Source organism: Actinomadura bangladeshensis (genome assembly GCF_004348335.1).
GTDB classification, from domain to species: Bacteria; Actinomycetota; Actinomycetes; order Streptosporangiales; family Streptosporangiaceae; genus Spirillospora; species Spirillospora bangladeshensis.
Window position 1 is genome coordinate 16,599 of the sequence record NZ_SMJW01000063.1, and the last position, 18,484, is coordinate 35,082.

Here is an 18,484-nt window from a genome sequence, read left to right on the forward strand (position 1 = left end):
GGCGTAGCGGTATTCGGCGGCGCGGTCAGGGAAGGAGCCGGTTCACCATCTGCTCGATGAGGTCGTCGGTCGAGTAGGGCTCCAGGAGCGCGGGCGCGGTGAGGTCGTCCACGATCAGCCCCGACATGGCGAAGTAGAGCAGGGCGACGCCGGTGCGGTCGCCCGGCAGGCCCGCGTTCACGTGGTAGTCGACGACCTCCTGATGCTCCTCGGTGAGGAACTCGCTGAGTTCGGCGTTCAGGCCGGCGCGGCGGGTGGCCTCCAGGCGCAGTTCCAGCATGGCGAGGTTGCCGGCGCGGTCGCCGCGCATCCGGGCCAGCAGCTGGCGCATCAGCTCGGCGGCCAGCTCGTGCGACGGCGCCTGCCTCATGGTCTCGGCGAGCGCCTCGGGATCGGGGGTGAGGCGCTCGCGGGTGCGGCGCATCACCTGGGTGAGCAGCTCGTCGCGGTCGGCGAAGTAGTTGGAGGCGGTGCCGGTGGGCACGCCCGCCTGCTTGTCGATCGCGCGCAGCGTCAGACCGCGCGAGCCCTCGCGGGCCAGGACGTCGATGGCGGCGTCGAGGAGCGCGGTGCGCCGGGTCGGGTTCTGTCGCATGGGGGCCTCCACAAGGGACGATTGACACCACTGCAAGTGAAGTACTAACGTTCAGACCACTTCAAGCACAGTACTACGATTGCAGTGTCCAGAAGGGCGTCCCCATGCGAAAGCTCGTCTACTACATCGCCACCACCCTCGACGGCTTCATCGCCGGCCCGGACGGCGCCGACCCCACCGGCCCGGACGGCTTCTGGCCCATCCCCGCCGACTACATCGAGCACCTGGTGGCCAATTACCCCGAGACCCTCCCCGGGCCGGCGCGGACGGCGCTGTCGGTCACCGCGCAGGGCACTTGCTTCGACACCGTCCTGGAAGGGCGCCGCAGCTACGAGATCGGGTTGAAGGCCGGGATCACCGACGCGTACCCGCACCTGCGGCACCTGGTCTTCTCCCGGACCCTCGCCGAGAGCCCCGACCCCGCCGTCGAACTCGTCGCCACCGACCCCGCCGAGAAGGTCCGGGAGCTCAAGCGCCAGGACGGCAAGGACATCTGGCTGCTCGGCGGCGGCGAACTCGCCGGCGCCCTGTACGGCGAGATCGACCGGCTCATCCTCAAGGTCGGCCCGCTGACCATCGGAACCGGCATCCCGCTGTTCTCCCGCACGGCCGCCTTCGACCCGCGCACCTGGGAACTGACCGACCACACCGTCCTCGGCACCGGCGCCGCGATCCTCACCTACGACCGCCCCACCGACACGGCCCCCGACCCCCGGACCTGAAGGCTCCGAGTCGGCCCTGGCAGGGCTCAACCCGCTGCCACGAGAATGGACACAGCGATCCCCTGCGAACCGTCCAACGCGTCGGCATGGCCGTAGCGGTCGTCGGTGTAGCCCTCATCACGGTCGGCTGAGACGCAGGCATGCATGATGGGTTCCATAATGGCTTTCGCGAGAAGTAGGCCAGTTCGGAGGGTGCATCATGTGGATTGCCAGCTCGTTGCCCTATCTGTCTCCGCGGGGAGCGAATCAGGCGGATGCCTGGTCCCAGGAGGTGGCAGACGCTGGACGCGTGGGAACCCAAAAGATTCGCGAGGTCGGTGAGAAGCTCCCGCCCGCGCAAGTGTCCGAAGCGCTGGGGCTCCCCGAAGGAGCCGCGGCCGTCGTCCGACGGCGGACGATCTTGCTGGACGGCCGACCGGTCGAGCAGGCCGATTCCTGGTATCCGGCCGGTATCGCGGCTGGGACGGCGCTCGCCCGGCCGGGCAAGATCAAGGGCGGTGCGGTCACTCTTCTGGCTGATCTCGGATACACCGTGCATGAGGCCCGGGAGGAGATCGAAGTGCGCGCTGCCACAGCGGAGGAGTCAACCGAACTCGCCCTGCCGGAGGGCGCGCCGGTGATCGTATTGTGGCGCACCTCCCTGACCGCCGAAGGGGTGCCATTCGAAGCGTCGGTGATGGTGATGGTCCCGCAGGACCGTCGTCTGCGCTACCGGCTGATTGCGGGTTGACCAGTGGCAAAACGAGCCGACGAGCGGCCACCGTACGAGCAGATGGCTGCGAGCCTGAGGGCTCGAATCATGGCGGGCGAACTCGCACCGGGAACCCAACTCCCCTCCACCGCCCACCTTGTGGGCGAGTTCGGGGTGTCCAACACCACCGTGCAGAAGGCCCTGGCTGTGCTCAAGGGCGAGGGGTATCTGACGAGCCGGCAGGGCAAGGGCGTCTTCGTCCGGGACCGTCAGCCGTTCCGGGTCGAGGCCGGGGCCTATTTCGAGCCCGCGCCGGGCGGCTATTCCTACGAACTGCTGGACGTCGGCGAAGTGGTGGCACCGCTCGAGGTCGCCGGAGCGTTCGGGCTGACCGCCGGGGAGCGGGTGCAGATGCGCCACCGCTTGCTGCGACACGGGGGGCGGCCCGTCGAAGTCGAATGGTCGTACTACCCGCTGGAGTTGGCTCGTGGCACGGAACTGGCCGAACGGCGGAGGATCCGCGGCGGTGCACCGCGCGTGCTGACAGACGTGGGGCTTCCACAGCGCCACTACGTCGACGCGGTCTCGGCGCGGATGCCGACGGACGAGGAGGCCGACCTGCTGTCGTTGCCGAACGTCCCGGTCATCCGCCAGTTCCGGGTCGTCTACTCCGATGAGGACCGCCCCGTCGAGGCGTCGATCTTGATCAAGGGCTCCCACCTGTACGAGCTGCTGTACCGACTAAGCGTCTGACCTGCACTTACGTCTCAAGTCAGCCGAATGGGCGCACCCTTCTACCTTCTCCTCTTGTATGCTTATCGCGATAGGCATTAAAGTGATTCTTATCGTGTCCCCCTGATCTGGTAGCGCAGGACTCCAACCCCTCAGCGCAGATCGCGGGCCACGACGGAAGCGGAAGGAACCGCCGCGCGGTCGGGGCTGAGATTGGGAGACCTCTCCCGACCGCGCGGCCACCATCCCCAACGGAGGAGGTGCCGCCATGCTAGACACCCCCAGGACGCCGATCGACCTGAGCGGCCTGTGCCCTGGCTGGTGCACGGAGCGGATTGATGGGCAACTCGTCGCCAAGCGACTCGGGCCGCTCACCGACTACCAGCTCGGCCACGGGTGCTTGGAGACGGTGACGGCGCGGTCGATCACCGAGTTGGTGATCGTCTGCGAGGCCCAGCACACCCTGGCCGGACGGATCGAGATCGCCGAAACGGTCGAACGAGGCTTCAACGAGTCGGCGTCATGACCGTCACCGTCGACGGGGTCGGCCGTCCCCCATGGGGCATGGTCGAGGTCGACCCCGGTGTCGTGCTCGCCGAGGCGCAGCGAATGCTGCCGGGAGTGGTCGCCTGGGCGGGCGAGTTCACCGGCTCGTTCTGGCTGTTGCGCGGTGACCGCCTGGAGGAGTTCAGGGACCCGCGCGCCCTGCTTACGCGGATCGGTGAAATCGCCGTGCCGGCACGATTGGCATCCCGATCGTCGGGGGCCTGGTCGCCGGACGCTGGACGGCAGGGCGCCCAGTCGGGCGCGGCAGGCCCATCTCGGGCACGGACGGTCGGTCAGGCAGTTCGTCCACGTCCTGCGCACGGGGCTACTCACACGCGTGCGAACGCCATCGGGACACACGCCAGACGGGTGTCTGCCGAACCGGCCATCCGTCCTCAGCCGACCGATCTCTTCTTCCCGCCGCCGGGCCGGTTCCGGCGGCTCCTAGAGAGGTGCCGGCAGTACGTCCATAAGAGCGACGACTGCCCGTGAGCAGGCTCCGTAACGGGAGCCGGCCACCGGCTCAAGTGCGCCTGCACGACAGCACGAAGCTCACAAGCACACCCCTTTCATCTGCCGAGAGAGGGCGCGTCCGCCCTCTCTCGGCAGCCGGAACAACACAAGGGAGTTCAGGTCAGCGGACTCCCGGAACCATGGAGAAGCGCATGATCTCGCGTCTCGATCCCGAGCGGCCGAACGGGCTGCTCTGCTCGCCGGACGGCGAATCCCGCGGTCTGATCGCGCGGGTCGGCGACCTGTTCCCCCTCGACCCCGCTCCGGAAGTGCACGCTGCGAGCACTGAACCGCCGTCGGCGTCGGGCGTCCGGCCGTGGGGGCTGCGGTTCGTTCGCCTGCCCGACCCCCGCATCGTCCCCTCGGCCGAGCCGATGACCTATGACCCCGTATCGCAGCTGACGGTCGACGTGGCCACAGGTCGCCCCGTGTTCAAGCACAAAGGCGGAACGAAGGAGACGACGGGTACTCCTGACGGGAGCAAGCCGTCCCCCGAAGAGACGACCAAGGATTGAGCGGTGACGACTCCCACCATTCTCGTCATCACGAACCGCGAAGACAGTACGGCCGACCGGGTCGTCCACGAACTCAACGAGCGCGGAACCCCGGTCATGCGGTTCGATGCGGCCGACTTCCCGCAGCGACTGGCGTTGTCGGGGGAGTGCGGGCCCGGCACATGGTCGGGCTCGCTGGTCGGTGACCACCGCTCGGTTCGGCTGGACTCCGTCGCCGGCGCCTATTACCGGCGCCCGGGGCAGTTCGAACTACCGGACGGTATGACGCAGCCCGAACAGCTCTGGTCCTACGGTGAGGCGCGCATCGGCTTCGGCGGTGTTCTCCAAGCACTGGACTGCGCATGGGTGAACCACCCACAACACGCGGCAGCCGCCGAGTACAAGCCGGTCCAGCTTTCGGCGGCCGTCGCCGCCGGGCTCCGCATCCCGCGGACGTTCGTCGGCAATTCTCCCGAGCACGCCCTCGCATGGGCGAAAGAGGTCGGTGCCCCGATCGTTTACAAGCCGCTCGCAGGGTCGGTGCACATCGAAGCGAGGACGACGAAGATCTTGTACGCGACGTCGATCGACGACCTCTCCATGCTCGATGATCCAGCGGTCCGCATGACCGCACACTGCTTCCAGGAATGGGTGCCGAAGCGGGCGGAGGCTCGCGTCACCGTGGTCGGTGACGACATGTTCGCCGTCGTGATCCACGCCGACTCGCCCGAGGGCCGGATCGACTGGCGCGCCGACTACGCCGCACACCAGTACGAGGTCGCACCCGTCCCCGGCGGCGTGCGCGCCGGTCTACGGTCATGCCTGGATCGACTCGGGCTGGTCTACTGTGCGGCGGACTTCGCCATCAACCCGCGTGGAGAATGGGTCTTCCTCGGTGACATCAACCCCAACGGCGAATGGGGATGGCTCGCCCATCACTGCGAGTTGCCGATCGCGGCGTCGATCGCCGATGCGCTGGAGAGGGGCATGCGTTGACCGGGACCGATCATGATGCGGGCGGGCGTGCCGCCGCCCTCGCCGACCGGCTCTTCCGAGCCGGTGACATCGGCGACCCGGCCTGGCGCATTGCGTTCGCCCGCGTGCCGCGGCATGTCTTCGTCCCGTCCTACGGGCGTTACGAGCACGCTGCGGAAGGCACGCAATACGTGCTCGTCAGCGGCGATGAACCCGGACAGTGCGAGGAATGGCTCAACGGCGTCTACTCCGACGAGACACTGATCACGCAGATCAATGGGCGTCCGGTCGAGGCCGCCCTCCCCGGCGGACGCGGTACGGGCGCGTGGACCAGTTCTTCGACCGCACCCGGACTCATGGCCCGCATGCTGGAAGCTCTCGATGTCGCGGACGGTATGACGGTCCTGGAGATAGGGACGGGTACCGGCTACAACGCCGCACTGCTGAGCGAACGCCTCGCCGCGCACAATGTCACGTCCGTGGACATCAGCGAGCAACTGGTCGACACAGCCCGGCGGCGCCTCCAAAGCCTCGGGTACCGGCCGGCCGTCGCGGCGGTCGACGGCCGCGAGGGCCATCCCGGCCGCGCGCCCTACGAGCGGATCATCGCCACCTGCGCGTTCCCCAGTATCCCTCCCGCATGGCTCGACCAACTCAAGCCCGGCGGGCTCGTCCTCGTCAACATCGCCGGAGGGATCGGCGGGGCCATGGCCGTCGCCCGCATGGACGAAGGCGGAACGGCGACCGGCCGCTACCTCCCCGAGTGGGCCGGGTTCATGCCCGCCCGATCCCTCGGCTCCACTCCGGAACCGAACTACCCTGAGGCCGAATGTTCGCGCGAGACGCCACTCGGCCCTGGCGCTCTCGACGACGCTGCGTTCGCGTTCCTTGCACAACTCCATGTCGGTGAAGCCGCGCCTTACTGGGCCACGCACGAAGACGGCTTCCAGCTCTACGGGCTGGGCGCTCCCGATGGCTCTTGGGCTGAGGTCCATCCCACCCGCGAGCACGGCCTGCGACGTGTCGAACAGGGCGGACCACGCAGGCTCTGGGACTTGATCGAGTCGGCCGGCCAGACCTGGCACGACCTCGGCCGTCCCGACTGGTCGAGCTTTGGGATCACCGCGACCGCCGCAGAGCAGCGCGTGTGGTTCGCCACACCCGCGGGCCCTTCTTGGCGGCTTCCCTCGTAGCGCCGGACAGCACCACAGGGGCAAATCACGAAGGCCCGTTGACCTGGCTTACTGGTCAACGGGCCTTGAGCGGTGGCGGTGGTGGTGGGATTCGAACCCACGGAAGGTTGCCCTTCACACGCTTTCGAGGCGTGCGCCCTCGTCCACTAGGCGACACCACCGCGGGAGAGCCTACCTGACTCTGCGGTGCGCGAAGAACTCGATTAGCGGTGCGGCGCACTCGTCGGCCATCAGTTCGGCGATCACTTCCGGTCGGTGGTTGAGCCGGCGGTCCCGGACGACGTCCCACAGGGAGCCGACCGCGCCCGCCTTCGGGTCGACCGCTCCGTAGACGACGCGGTCCAGGCGGGCCTGGACGGACGCGCCCGCGCACATCGTGCAGGGCTCCAGCGTGACGACCAGCGTGCAGCCCGACAGGCGCCATGTCCCGAGGGCGGACGCCGCGGCCCGCATTGCGATGATCTCCGCGTGTCCGGTCGGGTCGGCGGAGTGCTCGCGGTCGTTGCGGCCGGTACCGATCACCCCGCCGGACGCGTCCAGAACGACCGCCCCGACCGGGATCTCGCCGTCCTGCGCCGCATTCCGCGCCTCCTCCAGTGCCAGCCGCATCGCCGGCGCGTATCCCGCGAGCACCGGGTCCTCGGAGGCGGGCGGGCGGCCGGGGTCAGTCACGGAGGCGGTCGAACTCTTCGCCGAAGCCGGCCTGCTCGGCGACGGTGAGCAGGGCGTCGCCGGGGAGGGCGCGCTCGCCGAGGTCGGCGAGCTGCTTCGCGTCGAGGCCGAGGTCTTCGAGGAGGGCCGGGTCGCCGGCGGAGTCGCCGTCCGGGACCTCGCCGACGAGCTGCTGGAACAGCGCGCCGAGCCCGTCCTCCCGGACGGTGGACACGAAGGCGCGCGGCTCGTCCTCCCCGTCCAGCCGGACGACGGCGAACCAGTCGTCGTCCTGCTCGATCATCAGCAGCACCGGGTCGCCGTAGGACTCGACGGCGGCCTCCCGCATCAGGTCGGCGACGTCGTCGACGTGGTCCGCCTCGGCGAGGACGGCCTCGGTGCCGACCCAGCCCTGAGGGGTCTGCGCGAACACGGCGGCGAAGTAGGACACGTGCTCATTCTGACCCACGGGAACGCCCCGGTCACACCCCTTTGCGGGGGTGCAGTTCCGGTTTCGACTGCCCGGCGAAGGTTGTGAATAAACTTCGGGTTCTGTCCGGTGGCGGACGGCCGCCGTGCTTCCCCCCGCGTCCCGGGAGTCCGCATACTGCACAGCGGCCCCGATCCGGGAGGAGACGCCATGAGCGCGGACGAACTCACCAGGCGCGGGTTTCTCGCCGGGACGGCCGGCGCCGCGGCGATCCTCGCGACGAGCGCGGCCGGGGGCTCCTCCACCGAGGCTCATGCCGCCCAGCTCGTGGCGGCAAAACGGGCGCCCGTGGCCGAACTCCCCGCTCCGGAGGATTCCGGCATCGACCACATCGTGGTCGTGATGATGGAGAACCGGTCGTTCGACCACTACATGGGCTGGCTCCCCGGGGCGGACGGACGCCAGGCGGGCCTCACCTTCACCGACGCCGCCGGCAACGCGCACGGCACCCACCACCTCAAGGTGCCGTGGGGCTGCGGCTTCCAGGACCCGGACCACTCCTACGCGGGCGGACGCACCGAGTACAACGACGGCAAATGCGACGGATGGCTGCGCGCCGGCGACAACGACGTCTTCTCCATCGGCTACTACGAGGGCCCCGACCTGGGCTTCCACGGCCATGCCGCCCTGGACTGGACGGTCTGCGACCGCTACTTCCCGGCCGTCATGTCGTCCACGTTCCCCAACCGGATCTTCCAGCACGCGGCCCAGACCGACCGGATCAACAACGCGCTGACGATCTCCGAGATCCCCACCATCTGGGACCGGCTGAAGGCCGCGGGCGTCTCGTGCCGCTACTACTTCAGCGACGTCCCGTTCACGGCGATCTGGGGGCTGCGCCACCTCGACGTCAGCCGGAGCATCTGGGAGTTCCGCGCCGACGCCGCCGCCGGCCGGCTGCCCGCGGTCAGCTTCGTCGAGCCCGGCTTCCTCGGCGAGATCTTCCTGCCGGGCATGTCCGAGGACGAGCACCCGCTCGCCGACATCCGGTTCGGGCAGGCGTTCCTGAACGAGGTCTACACGGCGGTCGTCACGTCACCGAACTGGCCGCGCACCCTGTTCGTGATCAACTACGACGAGTGGGGCGGGTTCTTCGACCACGTCCCGCCGCCCGTCGGCCCCGACCCGCGTCCCGATCTCGGCACCGGGCTGCGCGGGTTCCGCGTCCCCTGCCTGCTGATCTCCCCGCGGGCCCGGCGCGGCGCCGTCGCGCACGAGGTGTACGACCACACGTCCGTGCTGAAGGCCATCGAGTGGCGCTGGGGCTTGGAGCCGCTGACCGTCCGGGACGCCGCCGCCCGCAACATCGCCGAGGTCCTCGACTTCACCGCGCCGCCGGACACCCGCGCACCCCGCTACGACGCGAAGCGCCCGATCAGCCTCGGCTGCCTGGACCCGGCGCACAGCCACACCGGCGACGACTGGGCCGGCCTCAACGACTACGCCCGCACCCACGGCTTCCCCACCTGACGCCCTGCGGGCGCACGGCCCGGCAGGGGCACTCACGGGACGGCGTCGAGGGCGCGTTCGAAGGCGGGGGCGAAGCCGATGCGGCCCGCGATGCTGAGCAGCATCTCGTCCGGGTAGAGCTCCAGGTCGCCGGAGATGGCGCCGAGCTCCATCTCGTCCAGCCCGAGGTCGGTGAAGATCGACATGTCGCCGACCGGGAGGACCTGGTCGAGCTCCTCGTCGTCGGGGATCGGGATGTCCAGGTACTCCAGGACTTGGCCGGCGAGCGGCCAGTCGACCGACGCCGTGACGTCCGACAGGAAGACCATGACGTCGTCGCCGAGCAGGCGGATCGCGACGAAGAAGTCGTCGCCGACCGAGACCAGCCCGATCGTGCCGCCGAGGCTCGGCTGCTGGCGCAGGGCATGGATCATCCCCGCGAGGTCCTCGGTCAGCGCGACCGGGAGGATCTCGGCCTCCCAGCTCTCGTCTTCCCGATACACCACGACGGCGAAGTCCGCCGCGTCCACATCCGTCATTTCCACCCCACCGGCACGTCTCCTGCCAGGGCATGGTCGCAGATGCGGCGCGCGCTCGCGTGCCCCACCGTCAAACTCGGCGCCGCACCCCGGGCCGAGCCCGGGAAGCGGCACCGCTTACTGGTACCTGGCGCCACGAACCTATCCAATCCGCATCAATTGATGCGGAAGGTGCGGCGGCGCAGCTGCGCGTGGATCCGCGCCCGGCGGGACCGATGCGGTGTCACCCGGGCGCGCAGCTCGCGGGCCTCCGCCAGTTCGCGCAGGAAGATCGCCCGGCGGCGCAGGTGCTCGCGCACCTCCTCGGGGGAGATGTCGCCCTGCGGGCCCGGCCGCGGCGGGTCGTCCGGGGGTGTGACATCGGTCACCTCGTCGTGCGCGGACGGCGGCGCGTTCTCGGCGGACGGGGCGGGAGCAGCGCTTTCGGGAGGTTCGGGAGGCTCGGGAGCGGCGGGTTCTGCGGGGGGAGCCGGCCCCCTCGGCTCGTGATCGCTCTCGCTGTTCATACCGCCATACTGCCCAGCTCAGCGGCGTCCTATCCTAGATCGGCAGGGTCCGGCCGGGCGGGCCGGTTGGGCTACGGTGACCCCATGCAGACCCTCGCCGTCGACCACCCCCTCGTCGCGCACAAGCTCACCACCCTGCGTGACGTCCGCACGGACTCCCCCACCTTCCGGCGTCTGGCGGACGAGCTCGTCACCCTGCTCGCCTACGAGGCCACCCGCGACGTCCGGGTGGCGGAGGCGACCGTCGCGACCCCGCTCGTCGAGGCGCGGGGCGTCCAGCTGGCGAGCCCGAAGCCGCTCGTCGTCCCGATCCTGCGCGCCGGCCTCGGGATGCTGGACGGCATGACGCGGCTGCTCCCCACCGCCGAGGTCGGGTTCCTCGGCATGATCCGGGACGAGGGCACCCTGCAGGCCCAGACGTACGCGACCCGCCTGCCGGACGACCTGTCGGGACGGCAGTGCTACGTCCTCGACCCGATGCTCGCCACCGGCGGGACGCTCGCCGCCGCGATCAGGCTGCTGCTCGACCGCGGCGCCGACGACGTCACCGCTATCTGCCTGCTCGCCGCGCCGGAGGGGCTGAAGTACCTGGAGCAGGCGTTCGCCGACATCTCGGCGCCGGTCAAGGTGGTGACGGCCGCGATCGACTCGCACCTCAACGAGCAGGGCTTCATCATGCCCGGCCTCGGCGACGCGGGGGACCGCCTGTACGGCGTCGTCTGACCACGCCCCGGCGGCCGCGGGTCACGGCGCCGCGGCCGGCAGGTCACGGCCCGGTACCGGACGTGACCTGCGATGTTCGTTCACGGGCGCACGGGGTACCAAGCCCCTACGGAACGCGAGTGCGCGTTCCCTCCGCCGTCCCGGCACAGGGGACCGTTTCGGACCGGGCGGTGCGAGCGAGTCCGGGGGAATCATCATGGCTCACCAAGGGGACGACCTGCCGCGCTACGCCGCGATCGGCGAGCGGCTCACCGAGGAGTTCGACGGGGTGCACGGGGCCGACACGGTGGACCGGTGCGTCTCCGCCGCGCGCTACGGCGCCGAGGAGGTCACCGGGTCGGCGCCGCCCGACTTCGTGGAGCGCATCGCGCGCCGCCACCTGGAGGTGCTCGCGACCGTCGCGGCCGAGAAGCGCCGCAAGGCGAGCCGCTCCTCGCTGGACAACGCTCCCTAGACCGGACGCGCCACAGCCCTTGCTTTGCCGGTAGGGCGGGCTGTGCGAAACTGAACCGGGGTCCGTGGGTCAACGCTCCGGGAGGCAGCCGTGCCCGCAAAGAAGTACATCACGTGGGCCGCGGCGGCCTTCGTGGCGTTCTACGTGATCAAGCAGCCGGACGGCGCGGCCCAGTCGGTGGAGAGCGCCGCCAACGGGATCGCCTCCGCCGCCGGTTCCCTGGCCACCTTCGTCAACGCGCTCGCCTGAGGCCGGGATGAGGCTCGTCACTCCGGGAGACTCCGCGCCGGCATCGGTCAACAAGTACCTGCTCCCGCACGAGAACCAGGTCATCACGGTGCGCCGGCATCCGGCGATCCTGATGGTCCCGGTCGGGCTCGTCCTCGGCGGCCTGATCATCGCGGGGCTCCTGAGCAACACCGTCGCCAGCGATGCCGGGACGGTCATCAGCTGGATCTGGTGGGGCTGGCTGATCCTGCTCGCCTGGTTCGTCTGGCGGGTCGCCGAGTGGTCCGTCGACTACTTCGTGATCACCAACCAGCGGATGCTGCTCACCACCGGCCTGATCACCCGCAAGGTCGCGATGATGCCGCTGGCCAAGGTCACCGACATGAGTTTCAAGCGGACGATCGCGGGACGCATGCTCGGCTACGGCGAGTTCGTGCTGGAATCCGCCGGCCAGGACCAGGCGCTCACCAACGTGCCCTTCCTGCCCTATCCGGAGCAGTTGTACCTCGAAGTCTGCGAAATGATCTTCCCGAACAAGAACCCGGAGCCCCCGGAGCAGAAGCTCCCGGACCCCCCGCCCCGGCGCCTGCCCAGGCGCCCGGACGACGTCCCCACCTCCTCCGGCCCCGACGCCGACCTCTGACCGCGAAGCTCCCCGCCGCAGAGCGGGCTGGCCGGAAAGCGCGGCGGAGTGGTCAATATCGGCGGTGTCCGAGATCTTGGGCGCTCGGTCGGCTACCGTCTGCGGGGTGACAGACGTCGCGACCGCCGGACATTCCACGGCACGGACCGGCGCGCCCACCGCGATCCGGGAGCGTGCGCGCGGTTCGAGCCGGACGGGTCGGGCCGGACGGCGTCCGTACCCCGCTTCCTTGCTCTCGATGTGCCATAACGCGCAATGTGCAATCATGTCGGCACCCCAGCCGCCTGTTTACTTCCGCTAAGTGAGTCCACATGCCGGGTCCAGGCAACGTCGGAGAACGTGTCCGCAACCTGCGGCTGACCAGACGCTTGTCGCAGGCACAGCTCGCCGGTCACGACCTCTCCGACAGCTACATCTCTTTGATCGAGTCGGGCAAGCGCACGCCGACGCCGACCGTCCTGCGGATGCTGGCCGAGCGCCTCGGCTGCACCCCGGAGTACCTCGCGGAGGGCGTCGAGCCGGAGCAGCGCGCCCACCTGGAGGTGCGGGAGCGGCACGCCCACCTCGCGCTGCTGCGCGGCGACGCCGCCACCGCCGAGGCCGGGTTCGACGAGGTGATCGCGCGCAGTGACGACCCCGACCTGACGTCCCGGGCCCGCTGGGGCCGCGCCCGCGCCCTGGAGGAGCTGGGCCGGACGGACGCCGCCATCGCGCTGTTCGAGGAGCTGCGCGAGCAGGCCGAACGCGACCCGGGCCGAGCCAGCTGGCTGCCGCCGGTGATCGCGCTGGCCAGGTGCTACCACGCCGTCGGCGACCTGGGGCAGGCGATCGCGCTCGGCGAGCGCGCCGTCGAGCGGCTCGAACAGCTCGAACTCGGTGTGGGCCACGAGTTCACCGAGGCCGGCCGGATCCTGCTCCTCGCCTACGTGGATCGCTCCGATCCCGCGCGCGCACACGAGCTCGGACGGCGCCTCCTGCACCCGGAGCAGTCCGCGGACGACGAGCTGGTGAGCGTCCACTACCAGCGGGCCAGCATGCGGGCGCTGGAAGAGGGGACCGTCGGCGATTCCCTGTACTTCGCCGACCAGGCCCTGGCAGCGCGTACCGACGCCAGTCCCGTGCAGAGCCGTGCGCGTCTCGCCTTGGCCGGGGCCAAGGCGCTGCTCAGGGGCGTCCTCCCGTTCTCTGCCATCGCGCCTCCGGGGGCTGTGGCGTCCGCCGAGTTCGGGTACGAGAACCCGCGGCCGGAGGGCACGCGTGAGGCCGCGCGAGAGGCCCTGGAGCTTCTGCAGGCGACGGACGACCTCGATGGCGACGAGTCCACCGAGAGCACCATCGCCAAGGCGCGCGCACTGGTGCTCATGGGCGAGCTGGACGACGCCATCGCCACGCTGGAGCAGTTCCTCAACACCGGTATGGCCCTGGCCGCGCCGACCAGCAACCACACCGTGACTCCGCAGCCCGGCGGCGACCTCGCCGTGCGGACGCAGAAGACCGTCCTGGCCAGGCTCGTCCTCGCGCGCGCACGCGTGGCCCAGGGCGACCGCATGGCCGCCCAGGTCGTGTTGCGGGCCGCGTCCGAGCAGCTCATGACCCTTCCTCCGGGACGTCCGGCGGCACACCTGTTCAGGGAACTGGGCGAGCTGTACGAACTCGTCCAGGACACCGAGAGCGCGGCCAACGCCTACCGCCAGGCCCTGCAGGCCGCCGGGCTCTCCGCGTCCCAGATCACGTCCACGCCGCCCGGTGCCCGAGCGCACTCCCTCCACGGGCCCCACGACGACCCCGGCCTCTGACCTCACCCCTGCTGTCGCGTGCTCAACGTGGCACCCCCCGACCGGGCGGTGTGCGTTGTGACGCATGTCCCCATTGAGAGGGAACAAGACGAGCCCGATCTTGCTTTAACCTAAACGTAGGATGACTGGTTGACCGGAGGTTCGGGATGACGTTGCGCACGGCTCGGCGGTCGTCGCTGGTCGACCAGGTGATCGAGCAGCTCAGAGGCGAGATCGTCGGACGGAACTGGCCGGTCGGCGCGAAGATCCCGCCCGAGCCGGTGCTGGCGGAGACGCTGGGGGTCGGGCGCAACACCGTCCGGGAGGCCGTCCGCGCCCTCACGCATGCGGGCCTGCTGGAGAGCCGGCAGGGCGACGGGACCTACGTCCGGGCGACGAGCGAGCTGTCCGGTGCCGTCCGGCGGCGCCTGGAGACGGCGGAGCTGGTCGAGATCCTGGAGGTCCGGCGCGGGCTGGAGGTCGAGGCCGCGCGGCTCGCCGCCGGCCGCCGCACCGACGCCGACATCGCCGCCATCGCGGTCGCCCTCGCGCGCCGCGACGCCGCCTGGGCGGCCGGTGAGCACGCCGCGTTCGTGGAGGCGGACCTGGCCTTCCACACCGCCGTCGTCGAGGCCACCCACAACCGCGTCCTGACCGACCTCTACCGCGGCTTCAGCGCCGCGCTGCGGGCCAGCATCGGCGCCGCGGGCGTCCTGCTGGAGCACGCGGACGTCCCGCACGGCCCCATCGCCGCGGCCGTGGAGGCGGGCGACGCCGACGCCGCGAGCCGGGCCACGCACGCGTGCCTGGACCAGATCCTCGCCTCCACCGCGCCGGTCGCGAGCCCCGCCGAGCCCTGACCGGCCCCGATTCCCCCGGTACCGCCCGGCGTTCGACCGCCGGGATCGATGTGACGAGCAAGGTGAGATGAGTACTTCTGCGACGACTCCGGTCTCCCGCGCGACGGCCGTCTGGTCACTCGTCGGGCTGGTGCTGCTGACGGTCAACCTGCGGGCCGCGATCACCGGCATGGCCCCGGTGCTCGGCGAACTGCGGGACGCGTTCGGGCTGTCGGGCGCCGAGGTCGGCGTCCTCACCACGCTGCCGGTGCTGTGCCTCGGCGTCTTCGCCGCCGCCGCGCCGGTGGTGGCGCGGCGGGTCGGCACCGAGACCGCCATCGCCGGATCCCTCGTCATGATCACGGCGGGGATCGTGCTGCGCGTGGTCGAGTCGCCGCTCTCGCTGTTCGCTGGAACGGTCCTGGCGGGCGCCGGGATCGCGCTGGGCAACGTCCTCATGCCGGCCGTGATCAAGCGCGTGTTCCCGTCCCGCGTCGGCTCCCTCACCGGCCTCGCCATGATGCTCATGGCGACCAGCGGGGCCGTCGCGGCCGGGCTCGCGGTGCCGCTGGACGAGGCCGGCGGATGGCGCCTCGCACTCGCCGTCTGGGCCGTCCCGTCGCTGGTCGCCGCGCTCGTGTGGGGGCCGCTCGCCCTCCGCGGCCGGCGCGCGCCGACCGCCCCCGTCACGTCCCCGCGCGGCGAGGGCTCCCTGCTGCGCTCCCGCGTCGCCTGGTACGTCGCCGTCTTCATGGGGCTGACGTCGCTGATGTTCTACGTCCTGATGTCGTGGCTGCCGGAGATCATGCGGGACGCCGGGTTCGCGCCCGCCGCCGCCGGGATGATGGTGTCGGTCATGCTGATCACCGGCATCCCGCTGGGCTTCGCCGTCCCGGTGTTCGCCGCGCGGCTGCCCGACCAGCGCCCCCTGATCGTCGCGGTCGCGGTCACCATGGTCGTGGGCATCGGCGGGCTGCTGCTCGCCCCGTCCGCCGGCTGGGTGTGGGCGATCGTCCTCGGGATCGGCACCGGCAGCGCGTTCCCGCTGGCGTACACGCTGCTCAGCCTGCGCGCGCCGAGCCCGTCCGCGGCGGCGGCGCTGTCCGGGATGGCGCAGACGGGCGGCTACCTCCTCGCCGGCGTCGGCCCGCTCGCGGTCGGGGTGCTGCACGACGCCACGGGCGGCTGGGCCGTCCCCCTCGGCCTGCTGCTCGCGCTGGTCGTGCCCGAGGTGGTGTTCGGGCTGCTCGCGGCGCGGCCCGGGTTCGTCCGCCCGGCCCGTCCGCGGACCCGTCCCGCGGAGCGTGCCCGCGCGCTGGCGCCCGCCCGCACGCGCTGATCAGGACATGTCGACGACGTCCAGGTCCAGGACGCGCGCGTGCAGGACCTGCCGCTGGTGCAGCGCGGCCCGGAGCGCCCGGTGCAGGCCGTCCTCCAGGTAGAGCTCACCGCGCCACTGCACGACGTGCGGGAACAGGTCGCCGTAGAACGTGGAGTCCTTCGAGAGCAGCGACTGCAGGTCCATCTCGCGCTTGGTGCTGACGAGCTGGTCGAGGCGTACCTGGCGAGGCGGGATCTTGGCCCAGTCACGGGACGAGAACCCGTGGTCCGGATAGGGCCTTCCGTCACCTACCGCCTTGAAGATCACCCTTCGAGTCTACGGCGTCGCCCTCCGGCCGGAGAAGGCAACGCAACAACACGTGTCACTCGAGTTGCCTCATTCGGTAAACCAGTTACATCCCAGCTCAACCCGCCCGTCACTAACTTCCGTCCGCCGCCCCGGCGTGGTGGCGGGAGAGGGGGGATCTGGTGCAGGCGGCGGCACGGTGCGGGAACGCGAAAGGCCGGTGCCCGTTGCGGGCACCGGCCTCGGTGCGGCGGAGGATGCGAGATTCGAACTCGCGAGCGCTTGCACGCAACACGCTTTCCAAGCGTGCGCCCTAGGCCACTAGGCGAATCCTCCACGGGAAAGCCTACCGGTTCCCGGGCAGTGACCTGACACCGATTACGGCGGAGACCGGGATCGGGCCGTAGACGTGGGGGAACACGTCGTCGCCGGCGGGCTCGTAGCGGACAGGGGCGTCCAGTTGGGACACGTCTATGACCAGGAGGACGAGGTCGTCCCGCTTGATGCCGGTGTAGAAGCGGCCGAGGACGCCGTCCACCTGGGCCATGTCGGACGAGCAGTGGATGAAGCCCTCTTCGTCCAGCGTCCGGCCCAGCGTGGACATGGTGTACGACACACCGGCGGCACGGGCGGATTCCCAGTGGGTTCGTTCGGCGATGTGCAGGAGCGCGTCCTGGGGTGCGGCGGACATGAGGCGCAGACTACGCGGGAAGCGTGGCAATCCAGGGGCCGGGATGACATAGACTCTGGGCAGACCCCTCGCATGGCGTCATCCTGTGAACCTCCCCAGGGCCGGAAGGCAGCAAGGATAAACAGGCTCTGGCGGGTGTGCGGGGGGTCCCTTTCGTTTGCGACGCTCTGCTACTCCAGGAGGGCGGACCCCCGATGAGTCTGGCGCTGTACCGCAAGTACCGGCCAGCGACGTTCGCCGAGCTGAAGGGGCAGGAGCACGTCGCCGAGCCGCTGCAGCAGGCGCTGCGCAACGGCCGGATCAACCACGCGTACCTGTTCAGCGGTCCGCGCGGCTGCGGCAAGACGTCCAGCGCCCGGATCCTCGCCCGTTCCCTGAACTGCGAGAAGGGGCCGACCCCCGACCCGTGCGGCGAATGCGACTCGTGCGTCGCGCTCGGCCCGTCCGGGACGGGCCACATCGACGTGATCGAGATCGACGCCGCGTCCCACGGCGGTGTCGACGACGCCCGCGACCTGCGGGAGCGCGCCTTCTTCGCGCCGGTGGCGGCGCGCTTCAAGGTGTACATCATCGACGAGGCGCACATGGTGACCCGCGAGGGCTTCAACGCGCTGCTGAAGCTCGTCGAGGAGCCGCCGCCGCACCTGAAGTTCGTGTTCGCGACCACCGAGCCGGAGAAGGTCATCGGGACGATCCGGTCCCGGACCCACCACTACCCCTTCCGGCTGATCCCGCCCGGCGTACTGCAGGAGCTCGTCGAGGAGATCCTGCGTGCCGAGGACGTCCCCTACGAGACGTCCGCGCTGCCGCTGGCGGTGCGGGCCGGGGCCGGTTCCGCCCGCGACACGCTCTCCATCCTGGACCAGCTGCTCGCCGGGTCGGACGAGAAGGGCATCACCTACGCGCGGGCCGTCTCGCTGCTCGGCTACACCGACTCCGCTCTGCTGGACGAGGTCATCGCGGCCTTCGCCGCCCGCGACGGCGCCGCCGTCTTCGCCGCCGTCGACCGGGTGGTCGAGAGCGGCCAGGACCCGCGCCGGTTCACCGCCGACCTGCTGGAACGCGTCCGGGACCTGGTGATCCTGTCGAACGTCCCAGAGGCCGGCGGGACGGGGCTGCTGAACGTCCCGCCGGACGAGCTGGAGGCGATGCGGCGCCAGGCGTCCTCGATGGGGCCGGGCGAGCTGACGCGCGCCGCCGACCTGCTGCACACCGGCCTCACCGAGATGCGCGGCGCCACGTCCCCGCGGCTGCTGCTGGAACTGATCTGCGCCCGCATCCTGCTCCCGGCGGCCTACGACGACGAATCCTCGATGTTCGCCCGCCTCGACCGCCTCGAACGCCAGGCCTCCCAAGGCGGCTTCGCCCCCCCGCCCCAGGCGGGCGGCGCGGCCGCGGCGACCAATTC

The 18,484-nt window shown here is 70.6% G+C and carries 23 protein-coding genes, 2 tRNA genes, 1 other RNA gene and 1 pseudogene; 18 read left to right on the forward strand and 9 right to left on the reverse strand.

Going from position 1 to position 18,484, the window contains the following annotated elements; all coding sequences use genetic code 11:
- Positions 1-25: 25 nt before the first annotated feature.
- A complete protein-coding gene (locus E1284_RS14895; RefSeq protein ID WP_131939669.1) occupies positions 26-595 on the reverse strand; it encodes a TetR/AcrR family transcriptional regulator in 570 nt (189 codons plus the stop codon).
- A gap of 104 nt (positions 596-699) precedes the next feature.
- Here E1284_RS14895 and E1284_RS14900 point away from each other — a divergent pair, with 104 nt between their 5' ends.
- From E1284_RS14900 to tgmC, 8 genes are all read left to right on the forward strand, one after another.
- Positions 700-1,317 (forward strand): dihydrofolate reductase family protein, encoded by a 618-nt coding sequence (locus E1284_RS14900; RefSeq protein ID WP_131939670.1) that lies wholly within the window; start codon positions 700-702, stop codon positions 1,315-1,317.
- 289 nt (positions 1,318-1,606) lie between these two features.
- A complete protein-coding gene (locus E1284_RS14905; protein ID WP_207923758.1) occupies positions 1,607-2,047 on the forward strand; it encodes a UTRA domain-containing protein in 441 nt (146 codons plus the stop codon).
- A gap of 42 nt (positions 2,048-2,089) precedes the next feature.
- The gene (locus E1284_RS14910; RefSeq protein ID WP_279433043.1) at positions 2,090-2,761 is read left to right on the forward strand and encodes a GntR family transcriptional regulator; all 672 of its coding nucleotides are present in this window, start codon (positions 2,090-2,092) and stop codon (positions 2,759-2,761) included.
- 247 nt (positions 2,762-3,008) lie between these two features.
- Entirely contained in the window at positions 3,009-3,266 is a 258-nt protein-coding gene (locus E1284_RS14915; protein WP_131939673.1) for a hypothetical protein, read from the forward strand.
- Complete coding sequence (locus tag E1284_RS14920) at positions 3,263-3,778, forward strand: hypothetical protein (protein WP_131939674.1); 516 nt, start codon at positions 3,263-3,265, stop codon at positions 3,776-3,778. Before E1284_RS14915 ends, E1284_RS14920 begins: the two co-directional genes overlap by 4 nt.
- A 161-nt stretch (positions 3,779-3,939) precedes the next feature.
- Positions 3,940-4,314, forward strand: coding sequence for a putative ATP-grasp-modified RiPP (tgmA, locus tag E1284_RS14925; RefSeq protein WP_243714485.1), 375 nt, complete (start codon positions 3,940-3,942; stop codon positions 4,312-4,314).
- Positions 4,315-4,317: 3 nt separating this feature from the next.
- Positions 4,318-5,289 (forward strand): ATP-grasp ribosomal peptide maturase, encoded by a 972-nt coding sequence (gene tgmB / locus E1284_RS14930; protein WP_131939675.1) that lies wholly within the window; start codon positions 4,318-4,320, stop codon positions 5,287-5,289.
- Positions 5,286-6,461: an ATP-grasp peptide maturase system methyltransferase gene (tgmC, locus tag E1284_RS14935; RefSeq protein WP_165965272.1), complete on the forward strand. Its 1,176-nt coding sequence runs from the start codon at positions 5,286-5,288 to the stop codon at positions 6,459-6,461. Before tgmB ends, tgmC begins: the two co-directional genes overlap by 4 nt.
- Before the next feature lie 73 nt (positions 6,462-6,534).
- Here tgmC and E1284_RS14940 read toward each other — a convergent pair.
- The 3 genes from E1284_RS14940 to E1284_RS14950 all read right to left on the reverse strand — a co-directional run bounded on the left by E1284_RS14940 (position 6,535) and on the right by E1284_RS14950 (position 7,563).
- Positions 6,535-6,622, reverse strand: a tRNA-Ser gene (locus E1284_RS14940).
- A gap of 10 nt (positions 6,623-6,632) precedes the next feature.
- Entirely contained in the window at positions 6,633-7,070 is a 438-nt protein-coding gene (tadA, locus tag E1284_RS14945; RefSeq protein ID WP_131939694.1) for a tRNA adenosine(34) deaminase TadA, read from the reverse strand.
- Positions 7,071-7,125: 55 nt separating this feature from the next.
- Positions 7,126-7,563, reverse strand: coding sequence for a tRNA adenosine deaminase-associated protein (locus tag E1284_RS14950; RefSeq protein ID WP_131939677.1), 438 nt, complete (start codon positions 7,561-7,563; stop codon positions 7,126-7,128).
- Positions 7,564-7,752: 189 nt separating this feature from the next.
- Here E1284_RS14950 and E1284_RS14955 point away from each other — a divergent pair, with 189 nt between their 5' ends.
- Positions 7,753-9,072, forward strand: a complete 1,320-nt coding sequence (locus E1284_RS14955) for an alkaline phosphatase family protein (protein WP_131939678.1) — start codon at positions 7,753-7,755, stop codon at positions 9,070-9,072.
- 32 nt (positions 9,073-9,104) lie between these two features.
- Here E1284_RS14955 and E1284_RS14960 read toward each other — a convergent pair whose 3' ends face one another.
- Positions 9,105-9,590 carry a tRNA adenosine deaminase-associated protein gene (locus E1284_RS14960; protein WP_131939679.1) on the reverse strand — a complete coding sequence of 162 codons (486 nt, stop codon included), beginning with the start codon at positions 9,588-9,590 and terminating at the stop codon, positions 9,105-9,107.
- 155 nt (positions 9,591-9,745) lie between these two features.
- Positions 9,746-10,096, reverse strand: a complete 351-nt coding sequence (locus E1284_RS14965) for a hypothetical protein (RefSeq protein ID WP_131939680.1) — start codon at positions 10,094-10,096, stop codon at positions 9,746-9,748.
- 84 nt (positions 10,097-10,180) lie between these two features.
- Between E1284_RS14965 and upp the strand changes: the two genes are divergently transcribed.
- The 7 genes and pseudogenes from upp to E1284_RS14995 all read left to right on the forward strand — a co-directional run bounded on the left by upp (position 10,181) and on the right by E1284_RS14995 (position 16,097).
- Positions 10,181-10,819 carry a uracil phosphoribosyltransferase gene (gene upp, locus E1284_RS14970; RefSeq protein ID WP_131939681.1) on the forward strand — a complete coding sequence of 213 codons (639 nt, stop codon included), beginning with the start codon at positions 10,181-10,183 and terminating at the stop codon, positions 10,817-10,819.
- A 196-nt stretch (positions 10,820-11,015) separates the two neighbouring features.
- Complete coding sequence (locus E1284_RS14975; protein WP_131939682.1) at positions 11,016-11,273, forward strand: hypothetical protein; 258 nt, start codon at positions 11,016-11,018, stop codon at positions 11,271-11,273.
- Positions 11,274-11,363: 90 nt separating this feature from the next.
- The gene (locus E1284_RS41470) at positions 11,364-11,522 is read left to right on the forward strand and encodes a hypothetical protein (protein ID WP_165965273.1); all 159 of its coding nucleotides are present in this window, start codon (positions 11,364-11,366) and stop codon (positions 11,520-11,522) included.
- A gap of 7 nt (positions 11,523-11,529) precedes the next feature.
- A pseudogene (locus tag E1284_RS14980) lies at positions 11,530-12,039 on the forward strand (PH domain-containing protein); the annotation flags it as partial.
- A 416-nt stretch (positions 12,040-12,455) separates the two neighbouring features.
- Positions 12,456-13,940 (forward strand): helix-turn-helix transcriptional regulator, encoded by a 1,485-nt coding sequence (locus E1284_RS14985; RefSeq protein ID WP_131939684.1) that lies wholly within the window; start codon positions 12,456-12,458, stop codon positions 13,938-13,940.
- Between the two features lie 146 nt (positions 13,941-14,086).
- Positions 14,087-14,779 carry a FadR/GntR family transcriptional regulator gene (locus tag E1284_RS14990; RefSeq protein ID WP_131939685.1) on the forward strand — a complete coding sequence of 231 codons (693 nt, stop codon included), beginning with the start codon at positions 14,087-14,089 and terminating at the stop codon, positions 14,777-14,779.
- 67 nt (positions 14,780-14,846) lie between these two features.
- Positions 14,847-16,097, forward strand: a complete 1,251-nt coding sequence (locus E1284_RS14995) for a CynX/NimT family MFS transporter (RefSeq protein WP_131939686.1) — start codon at positions 14,847-14,849, stop codon at positions 16,095-16,097.
- Here E1284_RS14995 and E1284_RS15000 read toward each other — a convergent pair whose 3' ends face one another.
- The 3 genes from E1284_RS15000 to E1284_RS15010 all read right to left on the reverse strand — a co-directional run bounded on the left by E1284_RS15000 (position 16,098) and on the right by E1284_RS15010 (position 17,076).
- Positions 16,098-16,406, reverse strand: coding sequence for a type II toxin-antitoxin system VapB family antitoxin (locus E1284_RS15000; protein ID WP_131939687.1), 309 nt, complete (start codon positions 16,404-16,406; stop codon positions 16,098-16,100).
- 230 nt (positions 16,407-16,636) lie between these two features.
- Positions 16,637-16,721: transfer RNA gene (locus E1284_RS15005), tRNA-Ser, on the reverse strand.
- 10 nt (positions 16,722-16,731) lie between these two features.
- The gene (locus E1284_RS15010; RefSeq protein WP_131939688.1) at positions 16,732-17,076 is read right to left on the reverse strand and encodes a DUF952 domain-containing protein; all 345 of its coding nucleotides are present in this window, start codon (positions 17,074-17,076) and stop codon (positions 16,732-16,734) included.
- Positions 17,077-17,135: 59 nt separating this feature from the next.
- Here E1284_RS15010 and ffs point away from each other — a divergent pair.
- Positions 17,136-17,231, forward strand: an RNA gene (gene ffs / locus E1284_RS15015) — signal recognition particle sRNA small type.
- A 39-nt stretch (positions 17,232-17,270) separates the two neighbouring features.
- The coding region (locus E1284_RS15020; protein WP_131939689.1) for a DNA polymerase III subunit gamma and tau at positions 17,271-18,484 on the forward strand (1,214 nt) is incomplete at its 3' end.